This window comes from Janthinobacterium sp. Ant5-2-1 (genome assembly GCF_001445815.1).
Taxonomy (GTDB): domain Bacteria; phylum Pseudomonadota; class Gammaproteobacteria; order Burkholderiales; family Burkholderiaceae_D; genus Janthinobacterium; species Janthinobacterium lividum_E.
Genome location: NZ_LNCE01000006.1, coordinates 58,277 through 74,962, shown reverse-complemented (window position 1 = coordinate 74,962; position 16,686 = coordinate 58,277). Strand labels below are relative to the sequence as shown.

Genomic DNA, 16,686 nt, shown 5'->3' with positions numbered 1-16,686 from the left:
GATATTTGCGCAAGTGGTTATTAAGTGGTATTGCTCCACTTGCGCAATGCCCGCATCAATCCAGGCGCTGGAACGAGGCCGATTGCGCCTTCGGCCAGTACAGGCCGAACACGGGCGGCAGTTGCGGCAGCTGGCTCGGGTCGAGCAGCTGGCCCGCTTCCAGGAAGGGCAGCAGGGCCGAGGCCAGTTTCACCTGGTTCGGCGAGATTCTGCGCACCAGATGGTGCGGGCGCAGTTCCTGCGGATGCGCCAGGCCGGCGGCGGCGATCAGTTCTGCCAGCGCTTTCATGGTGTTCTGGTGGAAGTGCGCCACGCGGGCGATCTTGTCGGGCACCACCAGCGCGCGCTGGCGCTGCGGGTCTTGCGTGGCCACGCCCGTGGGGCAGCGGTCCGTATGGCAGCTTTGCGACTGGATACAGCCCAGCGCGAACATGAAGCCGCGCGCCGAATTGCACCAGTCGGCGCCCAGCGCCAGCAGGCGGGCGATGTCGAAGGCCGTGATGATCTTGCCCGAGCAGCCGATCTTGATTTTCGCGCGCAGATTGGCGCCCACCAGCGTGTTATGCACGAGCACCAGCGCTTCCTGCAGCGGCGTGCCGACATGGTCCGTGAATTCCAGAGGCGCGGCGCCCGTGCCCCCTTCGCTGCCGTCGACGACGATGAAGTCGGGCGTGATGCCCGTTTCCAGCATGGCTTTCACGATGGCGAAGAATTCCCACGGATGGCCGATGGCCAGCTTGAAGCCCGTCGGCTTGCCGCCGGAGAGCGTGCGCAGGCGGTCGATAAAGTGCAGCATTTCCAGTGGCGTGGAAAAGGCGCTGTGCGCAGCCGGCGAGACGCAATCCTCGCCTACCATCACGCCGCGCGTGGTGGCGATCTCGATCGTCACTTTCGGGCCCGGCAGCACGCCGCCGTGGCCTGGTTTCGCGCCCTGCGACATCTTCAGCTCGATCATTTTTACCTGCTCCGAGCTGGCGTTGGCGATGAAGCGTTCTTCCGAAAACGTGCCGTCCTGGTTGCGGCAGCCGAAGTAGCCGGAACCGATTTCCCATACCAAGTCGCCGCCGTTTTCGCGGTGGTAGGGACTGATGCTGCCTTCGCCCGTGTCGTGCATGAAGCCGCCGCTGCGCGCGCCGCCGTTCAGGGCCAGGATGGCGTTGGCCGACAGGGCGCCAAAGCTCATCGCCGAAATATTGAAGACGCTGGCCGAATACGGTTTTGTGCGCGGGCAGTCCGGATGGTTGCCGATCTCTATGCGGAAGTCGTGGCCCGTGACCTTGGCGGGAGCGATGGAATGGTTGATCCATTCATAGCCTGCTTCATACACGTCGAGCTGGGTGCCGAACGGGCGCTTGTCCGTCTGTTCCTTGGCGCGCTGGTAGACGATGCTGCGCTGGCTGCGCGAAAACGGCGTCGCTTCGCTGTCGCTTTCCAGGAAATACTGGCGGATTTCGGGGCGGATGCTCTCGAAGAAAAAGCGGAAATGCGCGAGGATGGGGTAGTTGCGGCGCAGGGCGCGCTTCGTTTGCAGCAGGTCGCTGATGCCGACCAGGGTCAGCGCACCGGCCAGCACGGGCAGCCAGTAATGATCGTAGTAAAACAGGGACAGGACAAAGATGGCTGCCGTCGCAATGAAGGTCAGGTAGCGAAATGGTACTAGGTGCATGGGCACTCCGGTGAAGTCAGACTGATACAGCTGAGTCTACCTTCGATTCGCGGAACGTGCTGGAGGGAAAGAACGCGGCGCCCGCTGGACGCCGCGTGAGGGTTATCGCTGCGCTGCGCGGATGCGCTCGACCCGTTCGGCGCTGGCCGGATGGCTCGACAGGTAGGGCGTGCCGTGGTCCAGCTTGCCCAAGGCGACAAACACTTGCGCCAGGTGTTCCAGCGCGATGCCGTTCTGGCGCAGCATGGCGATCGCATAGTCGTCCGCTTCGCGCTCGACGTCGCGCGAATACTTCAAGTCCAGCAGCAGCGGCGGCAGGGTCGCCACCACGGTCGACACGTCGCCGAACAGCAGCGCCGCGCCGGCACCCACGGCTGAAGTCTGGATCAGGCGGCGCGTCAGGTGGCGCTGCTGCAAATGGCCCAGTTCATGTGCCAGCACGCCCATGATGGCGTCGTCGTCCGGCATGAGTGCCACCATTTCATCGGTCAGCACGATGTCGCCGGACGGCAGGGCGAACGCGTTCGGACCGATCTTGCTCTTGCGGAAAACGATGCGGTGCTCGGGCGTGCTGTCGCCGGGCGTGGCCAGGCGCGCGAACCGGGCGCGCAAGGCTTGCTGGCGCGCGCCAGCGAGCTTGCTTGCTTCAAACACGTGCTTGTCGAGGAAATCGAGCACGCCCTGGCCCAGCTGGCGCTCGACGGACTGGGGAATCGCATACGCGACGCCCTTTGCCACCACGGGCAGCAGGTACTGATAGCTGAGCCACAGGGCCAGCACGGTGGCGACCGTGGCCAGCAGGGCGCCGCGCCAGCTTTGCTGCAGCCGCACCACCCAGCCGTCGCGGTGGCCCGTGTCGTGCAGCAGGCTGTTGAAGGCCGCCTGGTCGGCGATTTCCAGATAGGCGCCATCAGTAAAACTGACCTTGCGCACGGCGTGGCTGCTGCGTTCGGACACGTGCAGCTCGCCCAGCGGGCAGCTGCGCTCGATATCGCCGGCCAGCACGGCCACGCCATCGCGCACGCTGAGCGTGACGTGGTACAGGCGCGAGGTCTGGCCGTCGAAATAGCGCGCGGGCACGGGGGCCGCGCCCGGCGCTTGATGGTCGAGCGTCATGCTACAGCGACAGGTCGAAGTCCAGCAGGTCGACCATGCCTTCGCCCGTGGCAGACACTTGCTCTCCGGTGGCGGCGACAAAGGCATCCAGGCTGCCATGCACCAGCATCGACGTCGCTTCCAGGCGGTACTTCAGCCAGCGCACTTGGGCGAATGGCGAAAACAGGCCCAGGGTGACGACGATGCCCAGCAGGTTGGTCAGCATGATGAAGGTGGTGCGGCCCCACGTCAGCTGCGACTGGAACTGGTGCTGCTGCAAGCGCGTGTGATTCCAGATCAGGTTCTGGATCATGGTCAGGAACAGCGGCAGCACGATAAAGGCCCAGGCATACAGGGCGGCCACGGCGCCGAAGATGCTGCCGGCCTTGGTGACATCGTTGGCATCGGTGGCAAACGTGGCGAAGACGCTGGCGAAGACGACAAAGATCAGGACGAGGAAACCGGCCAGCAGCAGGGCGAAGAACAGCAAATAGGTTTTGTAGAAGCTGCCGACCGAGGCGTCGAAGCTGAAGTTGCTGCTGCCGAAGCGGCTTTGCGTGTGCTGGAAGCGCTTCAGGCGCTGGTGCAGGAACGGCGTCATCAGGCCAGCCGTGAAGGTGTTCAGGATGGGCAGCCACAGGAAGTATTTGTAGGCTTGCTTGGCGCTGCCGTCAAAGCCGAAGCGGATGCCGCGGTAGCTGGTGTTGTACAGTTTGAATTGCAGGCTTTTCCAGACCAGCCATGGCAGCACGGCCATCATCAGCACGAGCATGACCAGGCCGACGATGGGCGAGACCTGGAAGGCGATGTTGTAGCCGCCGATCAATACCACGGCCGCGATGCGGCCCTTCAGGATGGCGACGGCATTGCCGTGGTATTCGAAGCTGCTGCCAGCCAGGTGGGTGCTGGAATAGAAATAGCGGTTGCGGCGCACCTTGGCCCAGGCGGAATAAATGCCCAGGGTGACGATGCTCAGCAGCAGATTGACGATCCAGATACGGAAGTATTCGCTGCCCGTGGCGCTGAAGGTAATGGCTTCGCGCTGGGGCGTGGTGTTGTTGGTGTCGAAATCCACAGGGGGTTTCCTTACTTATTGGAAACAAAACAAGATAAGGGAATACTGAAAAGTTATCAATTGAAAATACTGTTTTTCGCAATTATTTTTGCCGATTCCCTTGCGCCGCCCCGATCCGGCCGTCCCGGCTATACTGGAACTCAACCATCGCCTAACGGGAAAACCATGATCGTCGTCCACCATCTGAACAATTCGCGCTCGCAGCGCGTACTCTGGCTGCTCGAGGAACTGGGCCTCGACTACGAGGTCAAGCGCTATCAGCGTGACCCGAAAACCATGCTGGCGCCCGCCTCGCTGAAGGCCGTCCATCCGCTGGGCAAGTCGCCCGTGATCACGGATGGCGCCAACACCATCGCCGAATCGGGCGCCATCATCGAGTACCTGGTCGAGCGTTACGGCAATGGCCGCTTGATCCCGGCGGCGGGTACGCCGGAGAAGCTGCGCTGGACCTACTGGCTGCATTTCGCGGAAGGCTCGGCCATGCCGCCGCTGCTGATGAAGCTGGTGTTCGACAAGGTCGAATCGTCGCCGATGCCGTTTTTCGTCAAACCGATCGCGCGCGGCATCGCCAGCAAGGTCAAGAGCAGCTTCATCCTGCCCAATATCAAAAGCCAGCTGGCCTATATGGAAGCGGAACTGGAGAACAGCAAATGGTTTGCCGGCAATGAATTCACGGCGGCGGACATCCAGATGAGCTTTCCGCTGGAAGCGGCCGCCATGCGCGGCGGACTCGACGAGCGCCTGCCAAAGCTGACGGCGTTCCTGCAGCGCATCCATGCGCGGCCTGCCTATCAGCGGGCGCTGGAGCGGGGCGGGCCCTACGATTTCGCCAAATGAGAACGCCTAACCAAACCTACTGCGCGTCGCGACTTGCGGCCTGCGATGCTCACCGTACTTGAGTACGGTTGCGCTTCTTAGCCACAATTCACTTCCGCTCGCTACGGTTTTGTTAGGCGTTGTTACGCCGCGTAAAACCTGCCAAGCGGAATTCGCGGGGAATAGTGCTTGCTCCATACGGTAAAATGATCAATTCAATCAGTATCCATTTACCGCATGGCCAGACTCCTCGCTATCGACGGCTTGAATATCGTACGCCGCGTCTACGAAGCCAGTCCTGAACCCGATTCCGACCTGAAGGCGGAGATCGCGCTGCGCCATGCGCTGTCGTCGTTCCGCACCCTCATCAACGACCACGAGCCGACGCACATCCTGCCGGCCTTCGACTTTGGCGGCCCCACCTGGCGCCACGCCCTGTATGCCGGTTACCGCGAGGGGCGCCAGCCGATGCCGCAGGTGCTGCGCGACGCCTTGCCGGGCTTCTATGCCACGTTGGCCAGCTTCGGCATGCACGTGGTCAGCATTCCCGAGGTCGAGGCCGACGACGTGATCGGCACGGCCGTCATGCGCTGGCTGCACGAGGGGCGCGGCGCGGCCGTCATCGCCACCACCGACAAGGATTTGCATGGCTTGATCGCCCACGGCGCGCTGGTATGGGACCACTTCAAGGGCGTCTGGCACGACCACGCCTGGGTCGAGAAAAAGTTCGGCGTGCCGCCGGAACTGCTGCCCGACCTCTTGGCGCTGATGGGCGACGTCACCGACAGCATCCCCGGCGTATCGAAGATCGGCCTGAAGACGGGGGCGAAACTGTTGCGCGCCTACGGCAATATCGACGCCGTGATGGCCGGCGCGGGCATTTTGCCCGGTGCGCTGGGCGAAAGCCTGCGAAAAGAGCGGGAAATACTGTATCTTTCAAGAAAGTTAGTTGCGCTGAAAACGGATGTCACGTTGGGCGTCACCTGGAACAAGCTGGTGTGGGAAAAGTAGAGCGCCAGGCAAGAACAATCAAGCAAGGGAAGTAAATCATGATGTTAAAGACAGTCCTGATCGATAGCAGCGCCGTGGCGCGCGGCCTGCTGAACACGGTCCTGACCGATGGCGGCTACGATGTCTGCGGGCAGACGCATACGAGCGCGCTGGGGCTGGCGCTGCTGGTCAAGCACCATCCGCATTTCGTCTGCATCGCGCGCGAGCAGGTGGAAGACGGGACCAATGTGGTGCAAACCATCCGCGCCCAGTATCCGAAGACGCTCATTTTCATGGTCTCGGGCGGCATCGACGCCGCCTCGCTGCAGGCAGCCCTCGCCATGGGCGTGTCGGGCTTCATCGTGAAACCGTTCATGGCCGACACGGTCCTGAAAACCGTGCGCAATACGGTGATTGCCATGGTGCGCAAGCAGCAGCAGGCGCTTGCCGCCGCCGCGAAAGACACCTGATAAAATCTACTGTGCGTCGCGATTTGCGGCCGGCGATGCTCACTGTACTAAAGTACAGTTGCGCTTCTCGGCCACAACTCACTGCCGCTCGCTACGATTTTCTCAGGTGTTGTTATTGAGTTGGATTAGTAAAAATCAACTTAACCAAGCTAACTTTAAGCCAGGCCCGTCGCGCTGGCGATGATGCCGCCGCCGAGGCACACGTCGCCGTCGTACAGCACGGCCGACTGGCCTGGTGTGACGGCCCATTGCGCCTGGTCGAAGGCTAGGCCGAAGTGTTCATTCCCATCCGGCAGCAGCTGGCAAGCCACGTCCGCCTGACGGTAGCGCGTCTTGGCGCTCAAGGCGCCCGTCTGCGGCGCCACACCCGCGACCCAGCTGGCCTGGTCGGCGCTCAAGGCGGGCGACAACAGCCACGGGTGGTCATGGCCCTGCACCACCCACAGGGTATTGTTGGCGATATCCTTGCGCGCCACATACCAGGCGTCGCTGCTGCCGTCCGCGTTCTGGTACGACTTCACGCCGCCGATGCCGATGCCCTTGCGCTGGCCCAGGGTATAAAAACTCAGTCCCACGTGTTCGCCCACCGTCTTGCCGTCGGCCGTTTTCATCGGCCCCGGCTTGTACGACAGGTAGCGGTTCAAGAATTCGCGGAACGGGCGCTCGCCGATAAAACAGATGCCCGTCGAATCCTTCTTTTGCGCGTTCGGCAGCGCCAGTTTTTCGGCGATCTTGCGCACTTCCGTTTTCGGGATTTCACCCAAGGGGAACAAAGTCTTGGACAACTGCGCCTGGTTCAATCGGTGCAGGAAATAGCTTTGATCCTTGCTGGCGTCGACGGCTTTGAGCAGTTCATAGCGGCCCGCATCGGTGGGCGCCTGGCGCACGCGCGCATAGTGGCCGGTGGCGATCAGGTCGGCGCCCAGGGTCATGGCGTGGTCAAGAAAGGCCTTGAACTTGATTTCGGCGTTGCACAGCACGTCCGGGTTCGGCGTGCGGCCGGCCTGGTATTCGCGCAGGAAATCGGCGAACACGCGGTCCTTGTATTCGGAGGCGAAATTGACGGCTTCGATGTCGACGCCGATGACATCGGCCACGCTGGCCGCATCGATCCAGTCCTGGCGCGTGGAGCAGTATTCCGAATCGTCGTCATCTTCCCAGTTTTTCATGAACAGGCCGATGACTTCATAGCCTTGTTCCTTCAGCATCCATGCCGCGACCGAGGAATCGACCCCGCCGGACATGCCGATAACGACTTTCTTCTTGCTCATCTTGCTTTCCAGTGTACTTTAATAATATGGCAATGCGTATTGCTATGCGCTATTGAAAACGGACGCATGCGTGTGTAGCAGGGCCAGCGGCGCACGCCGGCCAGCCAGGTATTCGTCCACGCACTGCAGCACCAGCGGGCTGCGGTGGCGCTCCTGGCACGCGGCCAGCTCGTCGCGCGTCATCCACAGGGTGCGGATGATGCCCTCGTCCAGCGGACGGTCATGCTCGGCGCCGGCCGTGCCGCAAAAGGTGAAGCGCAAATAGGTCACGTCCTCGCCCGTGCGCAACGACTGATAGCGCGACATGTACATGCCGACCAGTGCCGTGGGGATGAAATCGTAGGCCGCTTCTTCCAGCGTTTCGCGGATCACCGCCTGTTCCAGCGACTCGAACGGGTCGAGGTGGCCGGCCGGTTGATTGATTTTGATGCCTTCGCTGGTCTCTTCTTCAATCAGTAAAAACAGGCCATCGCGCTCGACGATGGCGGCAACGGTGACAGAGGGTTTCCAGATTCTCGGCATGATTCCATCCTTGAAAGAGCCGACATTTTATCTTGTTCTGCGCGCGCGGTTTGAAGCCGGCCTTTTGTTGCGCGGACATATTGATAAATGACAACGTTTTAGCAAATAGCGGTGGGAGGTACTTACGTCTTTCCCGGGGAGCGCACTAGCATGGGGGCTTAGTCAGCAAGATGGCAGGAAGCGCCCGCTAATATAGGCTTTCCCTGTGGTCAAAACAAGCGCGCACACGTGCTCGACTGTGGTGAGATTGACACACCTTTCCCACAATATGGTCGCCGCGCCGCATGGTGAAACAAATCATGGGATGCTGATGAAATTAGTGTCGTACGACTAAAAGTTGCTGGTTCACAAACGTTTAACGCGCTGCTTTCCGTGTTAGATTCTAGTCAGTTTATCAATTAGCGGAGGCATCATGAGGATAGGCATACCGGCCGAAACACGGCCTGGTGAAACGCGGGTGGCGGCAACGCCCGAGACAGTCAAGAAGCTGGCAGCCAAGCATCAAGTCGTCGTGCAGTCGGGAGCGGGCTTGCAAGCGTCGATTCCCGACGATGCCTATGCCGCCGCCGGCGCGCAGATCGGCACCGCCCAGGAAGCCTATGGCTGCGCCATCGTGCTCAAGGTGCGCGCGCCCGATGCCGGTGAACGAGCCCTGATGGCCAGCGGCACCGTGCTGATCGGCATGTTGAACCCGTTTGATGCCGACAATATCGCCGCCATGGCCACGGCCGGCCTGTCCGCCTTCGCGCTGGAAGCCGTGCCGCGCATCACGCGCGCGCAGTCGATGGACGTGCTGTCCTCGCAGGCAAATATCGCCGGCTACAAGGCCGTGCTGGTGGCCGCGAATACCTACCAGCGCTTCATGCCGATGCTGATGACGGCGGCCGGCACCGTCAAGGCCGCCCGCGTGCTGATCATGGGCGTGGGCGTGGCAGGGCTGCAGGCGATCGCCACGGCCAAGCGCCTGGGCGCCGTCATCGAGGCGTCCGACGTGCGCCCGCCCGTGAAGGAACAAGTGGAGTCGCTGGGCGCCAAGTTCCTCGACGTGCCTTTCCTCACCGATGAAGAAAAAGAGATCGCCAAGGGCTCGGGCGGCTATGCGCGCGCCATGCCGGCCGACTGGATGCGCCGCCAGGCCGAACTCGTGCACGAACGGGCGAAACTGGCCGACATCATCATCACCACCGCGCTGATTCCCGGCCGCGCCGCGCCCGTGCTCATTTCCGAAGAAACGGTGAAAGCCATGAAACCGGGCTCCGTCATCGTCGACCTGGCCGTGGAGCAGGGCGGCAATTGCCCGCTGTCGGAGCTGGGCAAGACGGTGGTCAAGCACGGCGTCTACATCGTGGGCGAGCCGAACCTGGCGACCCTGGTGGCGGCCGACGCTTCGGCCCTGTATGCGCGCAACGTGCTGGACTTCTTGAAGCTCATCATCGACAAGGACGATCAATTGCTGATCGACCGCGAGGATGAAATCATCAAGGCCAGCCTGGTTTGCGCAGGCAGCGAAATCTTACGTAAATAACGCGGCGCCGGAGAGAACAACATCATGGAAATCAGTCACACCATCACCAACCTGATCATCTTCGTGCTGGCCATTTATGTCGGCTACCACGTCGTCTGGACCGTCACGCCGGCGCTGCATACGCCGCTGATGGCCGTCACCAACGCCATTTCCGCCATCATCATCGTCGGCGCCATGCTGGCGGCCGGCCTGACCGATGGCCCGCTTGCGCAAGTGGCCGGCACCCTGGCCGTGGCGCTGGCCGCCGTCAACGTGTTCGGCGGCTTCCTCGTCACGCAGCGCATGCTCGAGATGTTCCGTAAAAAAGAACCGAAGGCCAAGCAAGGAGCAAAAGAATGAGTCACGCCATGAGCTTCGTCACCATGAACCTGGTGACGATGATGTACCTGATCGCCTCGGTGTGCTTCATCCAGGCCCTGAAAGGCCTGTCGTCGCCATCGACGGCGCGCCGCGGCAATGCCTTCGGCATGAGCGGCATGGCCATTGCCGCCGTCACCACCGTGGCGCTGATCCTGAAACTGAAGGAACAGCAGACGGGCGGCATGGGTCTGACCCTCGTCATCATCGGCATCGTCACGGGCGGCGCCATCGGCGCCTACCTGGCGAAAACCGTGGAAATGACGAAGATGCCGGAACTGGTGGCGGCCATGCACTCGCTGATCGGCCTGGCGGCCGTCTGCATCGCCGTGGCGGCCGTGTCGGAACCGTGGGCTTTTAACATTGCCAAGCATGGCGAGGCGCTGCCCATCGGTAACCGCTTCGAGCTGTTCATCGGTACCTTCGTCGGCGCCATCACCTTCTCCGGTTCGGTGATCGCCTTCGGCAAGCTGTCGGGCAAATACAAGTTCCGTTTGTTCCAGGGCGCGCCCGTCAGCTTCAAGGGCCAGCACATGCTCAACCTGGTGCTGGCGCTGGTGATGGTGGGCCTGGGCCTGGCGTTTTGCTTCGCCGATGGCGTCGAACCGGCGTGGACGCCGTTCATCGTCATGACCCTGATCGCCTTTGCGCTGGGCGTGCTGATCATCATCCCCATCGGCGGCGCCGACATGCCGGTGGTGGTGTCGATGCTCAACAGTTACTCGGGCTGGGCCGCGGCCGGCATCGGTTTTTCGCTGAATAACTCGATGCTGATCATCGCCGGGTCATTGGTCGGTTCGTCCGGCGCGATCCTGTCGTACATCATGTGCAAGGCGATGAACCGCTCGTTCTTCAACGTCATCCTCGGCGGCTTCGGCGGCGATGCGCCGGCGGCCGGCGTGGCCGGTGCGCAGGAACAGCGCCCCGTGAAATCAGGTTCGGCCGACGACGCCGCCTTCATCATGAGCAATGCGGAAACCGTCATCATCGTGCCCGGCTACGGCCTGGCCGTGGCGCGCGCGCAGCACTCGCTGAAGGAACTGGTGGAAAAGCTCACGCACAAGGGCATCACCGTCAAGTATGCGATCCACCCCGTGGCGGGGCGCATGCCGGGCCACATGAACGTGTTGCTGGCCGAGGCGGAAGTGCCGTACGATCAGGTCTTCGAGATGGAAGACATCAACGGCGAATTCGGCCAGACGGACGTGGTGCTGGTGCTGGGCGCGAACGACGTCGTCAACCCGGCGGCGAAAGATCCGAAATCGCCGATCGCCGGCATGCCGATTCTGGAAGCCTATAAAGCCAAGAGCATCATCGTCAACAAGCGTTCGATGGCGTCCGGCTATGCGGGCCTGGACAACGACCTGTTCTACCAGCCGAACACGATGATGGTGTTTGGCGATGCGAAGAAGGTGATCGAGGATATGCTCAAAGCCGTCGAATAAGGACGGCTTGCAGCGACCGGATGGCCCGCCTTGCGCGGGCCGTTTTTATTCGGCTGCCGCTGCCGCTACGACTTTATTGCGCCCCTGGTGCTTGGCCGCGTACAGGGCCTTGTCGGCATCGGACATGGCCGCGTCCAGCGTGGCGCCGGCCGTCAGGGAGGCCACGCCGATGCTGATCGTCACCTGCAGCTGTCCGCCATCGGGCAACGGGGTGATGGCGGCGGCCACGGCGGCGCGGATGCGTTCGGCCACCACGTGCGCCTGCTGCAGGCTGGCGTCGGGGAACAGCAGGCCGAATTCTTCGCCGCCGAGGCGCGCGGCCACGTCGGTGATGCGTCCCGTGTCGCGCAGCGCCTGCGCCACCGTGCGCAGCACGGCGTCGCCCACGGCATGGCCGTAGCGGTCGTTGATCTTCTTGAAATGGTCGAGGTCGGCCACGCCCACGGTCAGGGCGGCGCCGCTGCGCGCCGCGCGCGCCATCGCCTGCGCGGCTTGCGCTTCATAGGCGCGCCGGTTCGGCAGCGACGTCAGCGCATCGTGCAGCGCCTGCTGTTCCAGCTGCGCCAGCAGGCTGGCGTTTTTTGCCGCCAGTTCGCGCCGTTCGCGCACGTCGAGCAGGAAGGCGCCGAAATAGCGGATGCCGTCGACGACGCCCAAGTCCATGGCCTTCATTTCGATGGGGATCATTTGCGTGTCGCGGTGGCGGATGGCGAATTCGCGTATCTTGCCCAGCACGCTGGAGGTGCGCGAGCTGCGGATGTAATTGATCACGTGGCTGTCATGCTGCGCGCCGACGGCGTCGGGCAGCAGGCCGTTCAAAGTCTGGCCCAGCAATTCCCCGCTGGCATAGCCCGACAATGCCTGCATGGCGCCATTGATATAGCGGATGCGGCAATGCTCATCGATGATGATGACGGCGTCGAGGGCGTCTTCCAGCAGGCGGGAAAAAAGCACTTCGGGAAGAGCGGCAGGCGGTGCTGCGGGCAATGCATCTGTCATGGAACGGTCGCCAGAAACCAGGTGACAGCCATTGTCGCATCCGCGGGCCGTTTATTCCATGCCGGATCGCCCGCTTGTTTCTTTTTCGCCCGTTCCCTTTCCTTATTGTCAAGCCTTATCGGCGGCCGTACATCATCAGTCCAGCCAATGCCTTGCGTGCTGGGGAAAATGCGTCCAGCAAACCCAGCGACAGGCCCAGCAAGCCTTGCGTGGGGGCGCTGCCCGTGAAGATGCGCGCCATGGTGTCGGTGACGCGCACGGTCAGCCCCCGGTCGGCCTGGCGCAGACTGGCGTAGCGTGCCAGTCCGGCCGGGCTGCTGTCCTGCGCCAGCACGCGGGCCAGCACGGCGGCGTCGCGCAAGCCCAGGTTCAAGCCCTGTCCCGCCACCGGGTGCAGGGTTTGCGCCGCATTGCCGATGGCGATCGTGCGCGCCGTGCCGTTCGCCTGTGCGTTCAGGCCCAGCGGATAGGCCAGGCGCGGCGTCGTGTGGGTAAAACGTCCCAGGCGGCTGCCGAAGGCGGCGCCCAGGCGGGCCAGGAAGGCAGCGTCGTCCAGTGCCAGCAATTGCTCGGCGCGCGTGGGCGGCACGCACCACACGAGCGCGTAGCCATCGTCCTGCGGCAGCAGGGCCAGCGGGCCTTCGTCGGTGAAGCGCTCATACGCGCGGTGCGCGATGGGGCTGCTGACGCGCACATGGGCGATGATGGCGCTCTGGCCATAGTCGCGGCTGACGGCGCGTTCCGGCTGCTGGCCGAACAGGCCGCCCTCGGCCTGCACCAGCAGGCTGGCGCGCAAGCTCGACGCGGCGCCCGCCTGGTCGATCTGCACGCTGACGCCCTCGGCGTCTTCCACGCTGCCCGTCACCAGGGCCGGGCGCAGGCTGGCCACGCCCAGGCGCCCGCACACGTCGGCCAGCGCGCTGACGACGGCGCCGTAACGGGCCACATAACCGAGCGCTTCGACGCCATGCTCGCTGCGGTCCATCAGGCTGCGCCCGAACTGGCCGCGGCGCGACACGTGGATCTGGTGAATCGGGGTCGCTGCCACGGGCCAGGCGCCCGCTTCCTCGAGAATCTGGCGGCTGCCGTGCGACAGGGCGATGGTGCGCGGATCGCGCCTCGCTTGTTCGATGGATTTGGCGTCGAGCAGGACGATGCCGGCGGCGCGTCTGCCGCGCTGCACCAGCAGGGCGGCCAGCGCCATGCCGACGGGGCCGGCGCCGCAGATGGCGAGATCGAAAGGGGGCGGTGTATGCATGCGGCGGCGTTAATCCTGTGACATCAGTTGTTCGATTTCAGCGACGCTCTTGGGCGCCGTGCTGAAGACTTCATGGCCTTGCGGCGTGACCAGCACATCGTCCTCGATGCGGATGCCCGTGTGCCAGAACTGCTCCGGCACGCCCGCGCCGGGGCGCACGTAGATGCCCGGTTCCACCGTCAGCACCATGCCCGGCGCCAAAGCGCGCCACGGCTTGCCGGGCGCGCCCGTGTCGCGGTAGGCGCCCACGTCGTGCACGTCCATGCCCAGCCAGTGGCTGGTGCCGTGCATGTAGAAGGGCATGTAGGCCTTGTCGGCGATGACGTCCTGCGCGCTGCCGCTTTTTTGCCGGTCCAGCAAACCCAGGTCCAGCATGCCCTGCGCCAGCACTTGCACGGCCGCTTCGTGGATGGCGCTGTGCGGCAAGCCGGGGCGCACCATGTCCAGCGACGCCTGCTGCGCCGCCAGCACCAGTTCATACAGCGCCCGCTGGGGGCCGCTGAAACGGCCGTTGACGGGCCAGGTGCGCGTGATGTCCGAGGCGTAGCCATCGAGTTCGCAGCCGGCGTCGATCAGCACTAACTGGCCGTCTTGCAGGACCGCGTTGTTGGCGCTGTAGTGCAGGATGCAGGCGTTGCCGCCGCCCGCCACGATGGAGGAATAGGCGGGGAACTGCGCGCCGCTGCGCCGGAATTCGTACAGCAGCTCCGCTTCGAGCGCATATTCGTGCATGCCGGGACGCGTGGCGCGCATGGCGCGCACGTGGGCGGCGCTGGAAATGGCGGCCGCGCGGCGCATCAGCTGCTGTTCCTGCGTGTCTTTCAGCAGGCGCATGGCGTCGAGCATGCCATGGATATCATGCGCGATGGCGGGCGCCGTGACGCCGCTGCGGGCCTTTTGCCGCACGTTGTGCCGCCAGAGCTTCACTTGCGCATCGAGGCTGCCGCCCAGCGCATAATAAATGGCGGGCGAGTCGGCCAGCAGGCGCGTCATTTCCACGTCGAGTTCCTCGATGGGGAAGGCGCTGTCAAAACCGAAGCTCGCGCGCGCCGCCTCGGGGCCGTGGCGGAAGCCATCCCAGATTTCGCGTTCCGTGTTCTTGGCGCGGCAAAACAGGATGGCGCGCGCGGGCGCCGTGGCGCTGGCGGCCACGAGGGCCACTGCGCTGTCGGGTTCCGTGAAACCGCTCAGGTAATAGAAATAGCTGTCGTGGCGATATGGATAATCGCAATCGCTGTTGCGCGGCACTTCGGGCGCTGTGGCGAGGATGGCCACGCTGCCCGGCAGCATCTGCGCCAGCAGCGCCGCGCGCCGTGCCGCGTAATTGGCCATCATGTCGTGCTTGCCTTGGCCCTGACGCCATTGAGCACGTCGAGCTGCGCTGGCGTACCCACATTCGTCCACTCGCCCGGATAGACTTCGCCGCCCACGCGGCCCTGGTCCGCGTACCGGCGCAGCAAATCGCCGAGTTTGGCGTGGCTGCCGGGCGCGATGCCGTCGAACATTTCAGGACGGTACACGCCGATATTGGCGAAGGTCCACTTGGTGTCGTCCGTATTGTTGATCGCGAACAAGGTCAGGCCGAAGTCGCCCTTCGGGTGGAAGTCGGGGTTGGGCACCAGATAGGCCCAGGCGATATCGCGCTGGTCGGCCGGGTACGGCGTGCCCAGCACATCCTTGTCGGCCAGCACGTCGAGCACCTGCTTGAAGTCGAAATAAGGGCAATAGATGTCGCCGGAAATGGCGAGGAACGGTTCCTCGCCCAGCAAGTGGCGCGCCTGGGCGATGCCGCCCGCCGTTTCCAGCGGCGTGGTCTCGGGCGAATAGGCGATGCGCGCGCCGTATGCGCTGCCGTCGCCCAGGGTTTCCTCGATCAAATGGCCCAGGTGCGAATGGTTGATGACGATGTCCGTGATGCCGGCGCGCACCAGGTTCAGCACATGCCAGACGATCAGCGGACGGCCGCGCACTTTCAGCAGCGGTTTGGGACAGGTATCGGTAAGCGGACGCATCCGTTCACCGCGGCCTGCGGCAAAGATCATGGCTTTCATGGGGATTCGTTTTCAGTATCGGTAAGTCGGCTGCGCGGACAGGCCGCGCAGCGGAAAAGTGCCTAGAATGTATAGCCAACTTGCGGCGTCTTGTTTTCGAGTGCGTCCAATAAGCGCACCAGCGGCTTGAGTTCCGTATAGCGGTTGGCTGTCTTGCGCACGTAGTCGAGCACGGTTGGCAGGTCGCCCATGTACAGATCCTTGCCGTCGCGGTAATTCAGGCGCGCGAACAGGCCGAGGATTTTCAGGTGGCGCTGCAGGGCCGTGAATTCGAAATCGCGGTAGAAGGCGTCGATGTCGGGATTGACTGGCAAGCCCAGCTGCTTGGCGCGCTGCCAGTAGCGGATCACCCAGTCGAGCACCAGTTCTTCATCCCACTGGATATACGCGTCGCGCAGCAGCGAGGCGATGTCGTAGGTGACGGGGCCGAAGACGGCGTCCTGGAAGTCGAGGATACCGGGATTCGGGATGGAGCCATCGTTGATGTGCATCAAATTGCGCGAATGGTAGTCGCGGTGCATGAATACTTGTTGCTGCGACAAGATGTTCGCCGTGATGGCTTCGAAGACCTTGTCCAGCTGGGTTTGTTGCACATCCGTCAAGGTGGCGCCCAGATGCTTGCCGATAAACCATTCCGGGAACAGATTCATTTCGCGCAGGATGAAGGCGCGGTCGAATTCGGGCAAGACGTCGGGCTGGCTGGCCAGTTGGATTTTCATCAACGATTCCAGCGCTTCGGCGTACAGCACGCTGGCGTTGTCGTGGTTCAGGGCGTCGAGATAGGTGGTCGTGCCCAGGTCGGACAGCAGCAGGAAGCCCTGCTCCAGGTCTTGCGCAATGATGTCGGGCACGGACACGCCGGCGCCTTTCAGCAAGCCGGCCACCTTGATATAGGCAGGCACGTTTTCGCGCTCGGGCGGCGCATCCATGGCGATGAGTGTACTTCCTGGCAATGTTGTATTGCCTGGCAGAACATCGAGACGATAGTAGCGGCGGAAGCTGGCATCGCTGGAAGCGGGGCGGGCGGATTCGGGCGCGACGAGGTTAAGCGAGGTCAACCAGGCTTTCAACAGGGTCAGGCGAGCGTCGGCGGAGGCCGGCGCGATGGAGAAATTGGGGGAGAATGACATTAAGCGGCCTGTGGAA

Annotated in this window: 16 protein-coding genes; 6 read left to right on the top strand and 10 right to left on the bottom strand. The window is 63.2% G+C overall.

All coding sequences use genetic code 11. The features are described from left to right. Positions 1-55: 55 nt before the first annotated feature. The 3 genes from ASN89_RS01590 to ASN89_RS01580 all read right to left on the bottom strand — a co-directional run bounded on the left by ASN89_RS01590 (position 56) and on the right by ASN89_RS01580 (position 3,836). Complete coding sequence (locus ASN89_RS01590) at positions 56-1,666, bottom strand: FMN-binding glutamate synthase family protein (protein WP_046684501.1); 1,611 nt, start codon at positions 1,664-1,666, stop codon at positions 56-58. A 102-nt stretch (positions 1,667-1,768) separates the two neighbouring features. Then, positions 1,769-2,782, bottom strand: a complete 1,014-nt coding sequence (locus ASN89_RS01585) for a M48 family metallopeptidase (RefSeq protein ID WP_058048037.1) — start codon at positions 2,780-2,782, stop codon at positions 1,769-1,771. A 1-nt stretch (position 2,783) separates the two neighbouring features. Continuing rightward, positions 2,784-3,836 carry a YjgN family protein gene (locus ASN89_RS01580; RefSeq protein WP_046684499.1) on the bottom strand — a complete coding sequence of 351 codons (1,053 nt, stop codon included), beginning with the start codon at positions 3,834-3,836 and terminating at the stop codon, positions 2,784-2,786. Between the two features lie 165 nt (positions 3,837-4,001). On the opposite strand from ASN89_RS01580, the gene ASN89_RS01575 reads away from it, so the two are divergent. The 3 genes from ASN89_RS01575 (at position 4,002) to ASN89_RS01565 (ending at position 6,112) form a co-directional block, all read left to right on the top strand. Further along, complete coding sequence (locus tag ASN89_RS01575; RefSeq protein ID WP_058048036.1) at positions 4,002-4,673, top strand: glutathione S-transferase; 672 nt, start codon at positions 4,002-4,004, stop codon at positions 4,671-4,673. A gap of 216 nt (positions 4,674-4,889) precedes the next feature. Continuing rightward, on the top strand, positions 4,890-5,663 hold the full coding sequence (locus ASN89_RS01570) for a 5'-3' exonuclease (RefSeq protein WP_034778849.1): 774 nt from the start codon (positions 4,890-4,892) through the stop codon (positions 5,661-5,663). A gap of 41 nt (positions 5,664-5,704) precedes the next feature. Further along, positions 5,705-6,112, top strand: coding sequence for a response regulator (locus ASN89_RS01565; RefSeq protein ID WP_046684671.1), 408 nt, complete (start codon positions 5,705-5,707; stop codon positions 6,110-6,112). A 155-nt stretch (positions 6,113-6,267) separates the two neighbouring features. Here ASN89_RS01565 and mnmA read toward each other — a convergent pair whose 3' ends face one another. Continuing rightward, positions 6,268-7,383, bottom strand: coding sequence for a tRNA 2-thiouridine(34) synthase MnmA (gene mnmA, locus ASN89_RS01560; RefSeq protein ID WP_058048035.1), 1,116 nt, complete (start codon positions 7,381-7,383; stop codon positions 6,268-6,270). Between the two features lie 42 nt (positions 7,384-7,425). Beyond that, positions 7,426-7,905: an NUDIX hydrolase gene (locus ASN89_RS01555; RefSeq protein WP_034745637.1), complete on the bottom strand. Its 480-nt coding sequence runs from the start codon at positions 7,903-7,905 to the stop codon at positions 7,426-7,428. A gap of 412 nt (positions 7,906-8,317) precedes the next feature. On the opposite strand from ASN89_RS01555, the gene ASN89_RS01550 reads away from it, so the two are divergent. The 3 genes from ASN89_RS01550 to ASN89_RS01540 are packed head-to-tail and all read left to right on the top strand — an operon-like array spanning position 8,318 to position 11,232. Continuing rightward, positions 8,318-9,430 carry a Re/Si-specific NAD(P)(+) transhydrogenase subunit alpha gene (locus ASN89_RS01550; protein ID WP_058048034.1) on the top strand — a complete coding sequence of 371 codons (1,113 nt, stop codon included), beginning with the start codon at positions 8,318-8,320 and terminating at the stop codon, positions 9,428-9,430. A 24-nt stretch (positions 9,431-9,454) separates the two neighbouring features. Further along, positions 9,455-9,769 carry an NAD(P) transhydrogenase subunit alpha gene (locus tag ASN89_RS01545; RefSeq protein WP_034745644.1) on the top strand — a complete coding sequence of 105 codons (315 nt, stop codon included), beginning with the start codon at positions 9,455-9,457 and terminating at the stop codon, positions 9,767-9,769. Positions 9,770-9,777: 8 nt separating this feature from the next. Beyond that, positions 9,778-11,232 carry an NAD(P)(+) transhydrogenase (Re/Si-specific) subunit beta gene (locus tag ASN89_RS01540; protein ID WP_058048033.1) on the top strand — a complete coding sequence of 485 codons (1,455 nt, stop codon included), beginning with the start codon at positions 9,778-9,780 and terminating at the stop codon, positions 11,230-11,232. Positions 11,233-11,277: 45 nt separating this feature from the next. On the opposite strand, the gene ASN89_RS01535 is transcribed toward ASN89_RS01540, so the two are convergent. The 5 genes from ASN89_RS01535 to ASN89_RS01515 form a co-directional block, all read right to left on the bottom strand. Further along, entirely contained in the window at positions 11,278-12,231 is a 954-nt protein-coding gene (locus ASN89_RS01535; RefSeq protein ID WP_082654352.1) for a GGDEF domain-containing protein, read from the bottom strand. A 115-nt stretch (positions 12,232-12,346) separates the two neighbouring features. Next, a complete protein-coding gene (locus tag ASN89_RS01530; protein ID WP_058048031.1) occupies positions 12,347-13,489 on the bottom strand; it encodes a UbiH/UbiF/VisC/COQ6 family ubiquinone biosynthesis hydroxylase in 1,143 nt (380 codons plus the stop codon). A 9-nt stretch (positions 13,490-13,498) separates the two neighbouring features. After that, complete coding sequence (locus ASN89_RS01525; RefSeq protein WP_058048053.1) at positions 13,499-14,821, bottom strand: aminopeptidase P N-terminal domain-containing protein; 1,323 nt, start codon at positions 14,819-14,821, stop codon at positions 13,499-13,501. Continuing rightward, a complete protein-coding gene (gene murU, locus ASN89_RS01520; protein WP_058048030.1) occupies positions 14,821-15,540 on the bottom strand; it encodes an N-acetylmuramate alpha-1-phosphate uridylyltransferase MurU in 720 nt (239 codons plus the stop codon). The genes ASN89_RS01525 and murU overlap by 1 nt, the downstream gene beginning before the upstream one ends. Positions 15,541-15,602: 62 nt before the next feature. Next, positions 15,603-16,670 carry an aminoglycoside phosphotransferase family protein gene (locus ASN89_RS01515; RefSeq protein ID WP_058048029.1) on the bottom strand — a complete coding sequence of 356 codons (1,068 nt, stop codon included), beginning with the start codon at positions 16,668-16,670 and terminating at the stop codon, positions 15,603-15,605. Positions 16,671-16,686 lie beyond the last annotated feature (16 nt).

Coding starts and splice junctions, on each gene's coding strand:
- ASN89_RS01590 (WP_046684501.1), bottom strand. CDS start 1,666: ATGCACCTAGTACCATTTCGCTACCTGACCTTCATTGCGACGGCAGCC.
- ASN89_RS01585 (WP_058048037.1), bottom strand. CDS start 2,782: ATGACGCTCGACCATCAAGCGCCGGGCGCGGCCCCCGTGCCCGCGCGC.
- ASN89_RS01575 (WP_058048036.1), top strand. CDS start 4,002: ATGATCGTCGTCCACCATCTGAACAATTCGCGCTCGCAGCGCGTACTC.
- ASN89_RS01570 (WP_034778849.1), top strand. CDS start 4,890: ATGGCCAGACTCCTCGCTATCGACGGCTTGAATATCGTACGCCGCGTC.
- ASN89_RS01565 (WP_046684671.1), top strand. CDS start 5,705: ATGTTAAAGACAGTCCTGATCGATAGCAGCGCCGTGGCGCGCGGCCTG.
- mnmA (WP_058048035.1), bottom strand. CDS start 7,383: ATGAGCAAGAAGAAAGTCGTTATCGGCATGTCCGGCGGGGTCGATTCC.
- ASN89_RS01555 (WP_034745637.1), bottom strand. CDS start 7,905: ATGCCGAGAATCTGGAAACCCTCTGTCACCGTTGCCGCCATCGTCGAG.
- ASN89_RS01550 (WP_058048034.1), top strand. CDS start 8,318: ATGAGGATAGGCATACCGGCCGAAACACGGCCTGGTGAAACGCGGGTG.
- ASN89_RS01545 (WP_034745644.1), top strand. CDS start 9,455: ATGGAAATCAGTCACACCATCACCAACCTGATCATCTTCGTGCTGGCC.
- ASN89_RS01540 (WP_058048033.1), top strand. CDS start 9,778: ATGAGCTTCGTCACCATGAACCTGGTGACGATGATGTACCTGATCGCC.
- ASN89_RS01535 (WP_082654352.1), bottom strand. CDS start 12,231: ATGACAGATGCATTGCCCGCAGCACCGCCTGCCGCTCTTCCCGAAGTG.
- ASN89_RS01530 (WP_058048031.1), bottom strand. CDS start 13,489: ATGCATACACCGCCCCCTTTCGATCTCGCCATCTGCGGCGCCGGCCCC.
- ASN89_RS01525 (WP_058048053.1), bottom strand. CDS start 14,821: ATGGCCAATTACGCGGCACGGCGCGCGGCGCTGCTGGCGCAGATGCTG.
- murU (WP_058048030.1), bottom strand. CDS start 15,540: ATGAAAGCCATGATCTTTGCCGCAGGCCGCGGTGAACGGATGCGTCCG.
- ASN89_RS01515 (WP_058048029.1), bottom strand. CDS start 16,670: ATGTCATTCTCCCCCAATTTCTCCATCGCGCCGGCCTCCGCCGACGCT.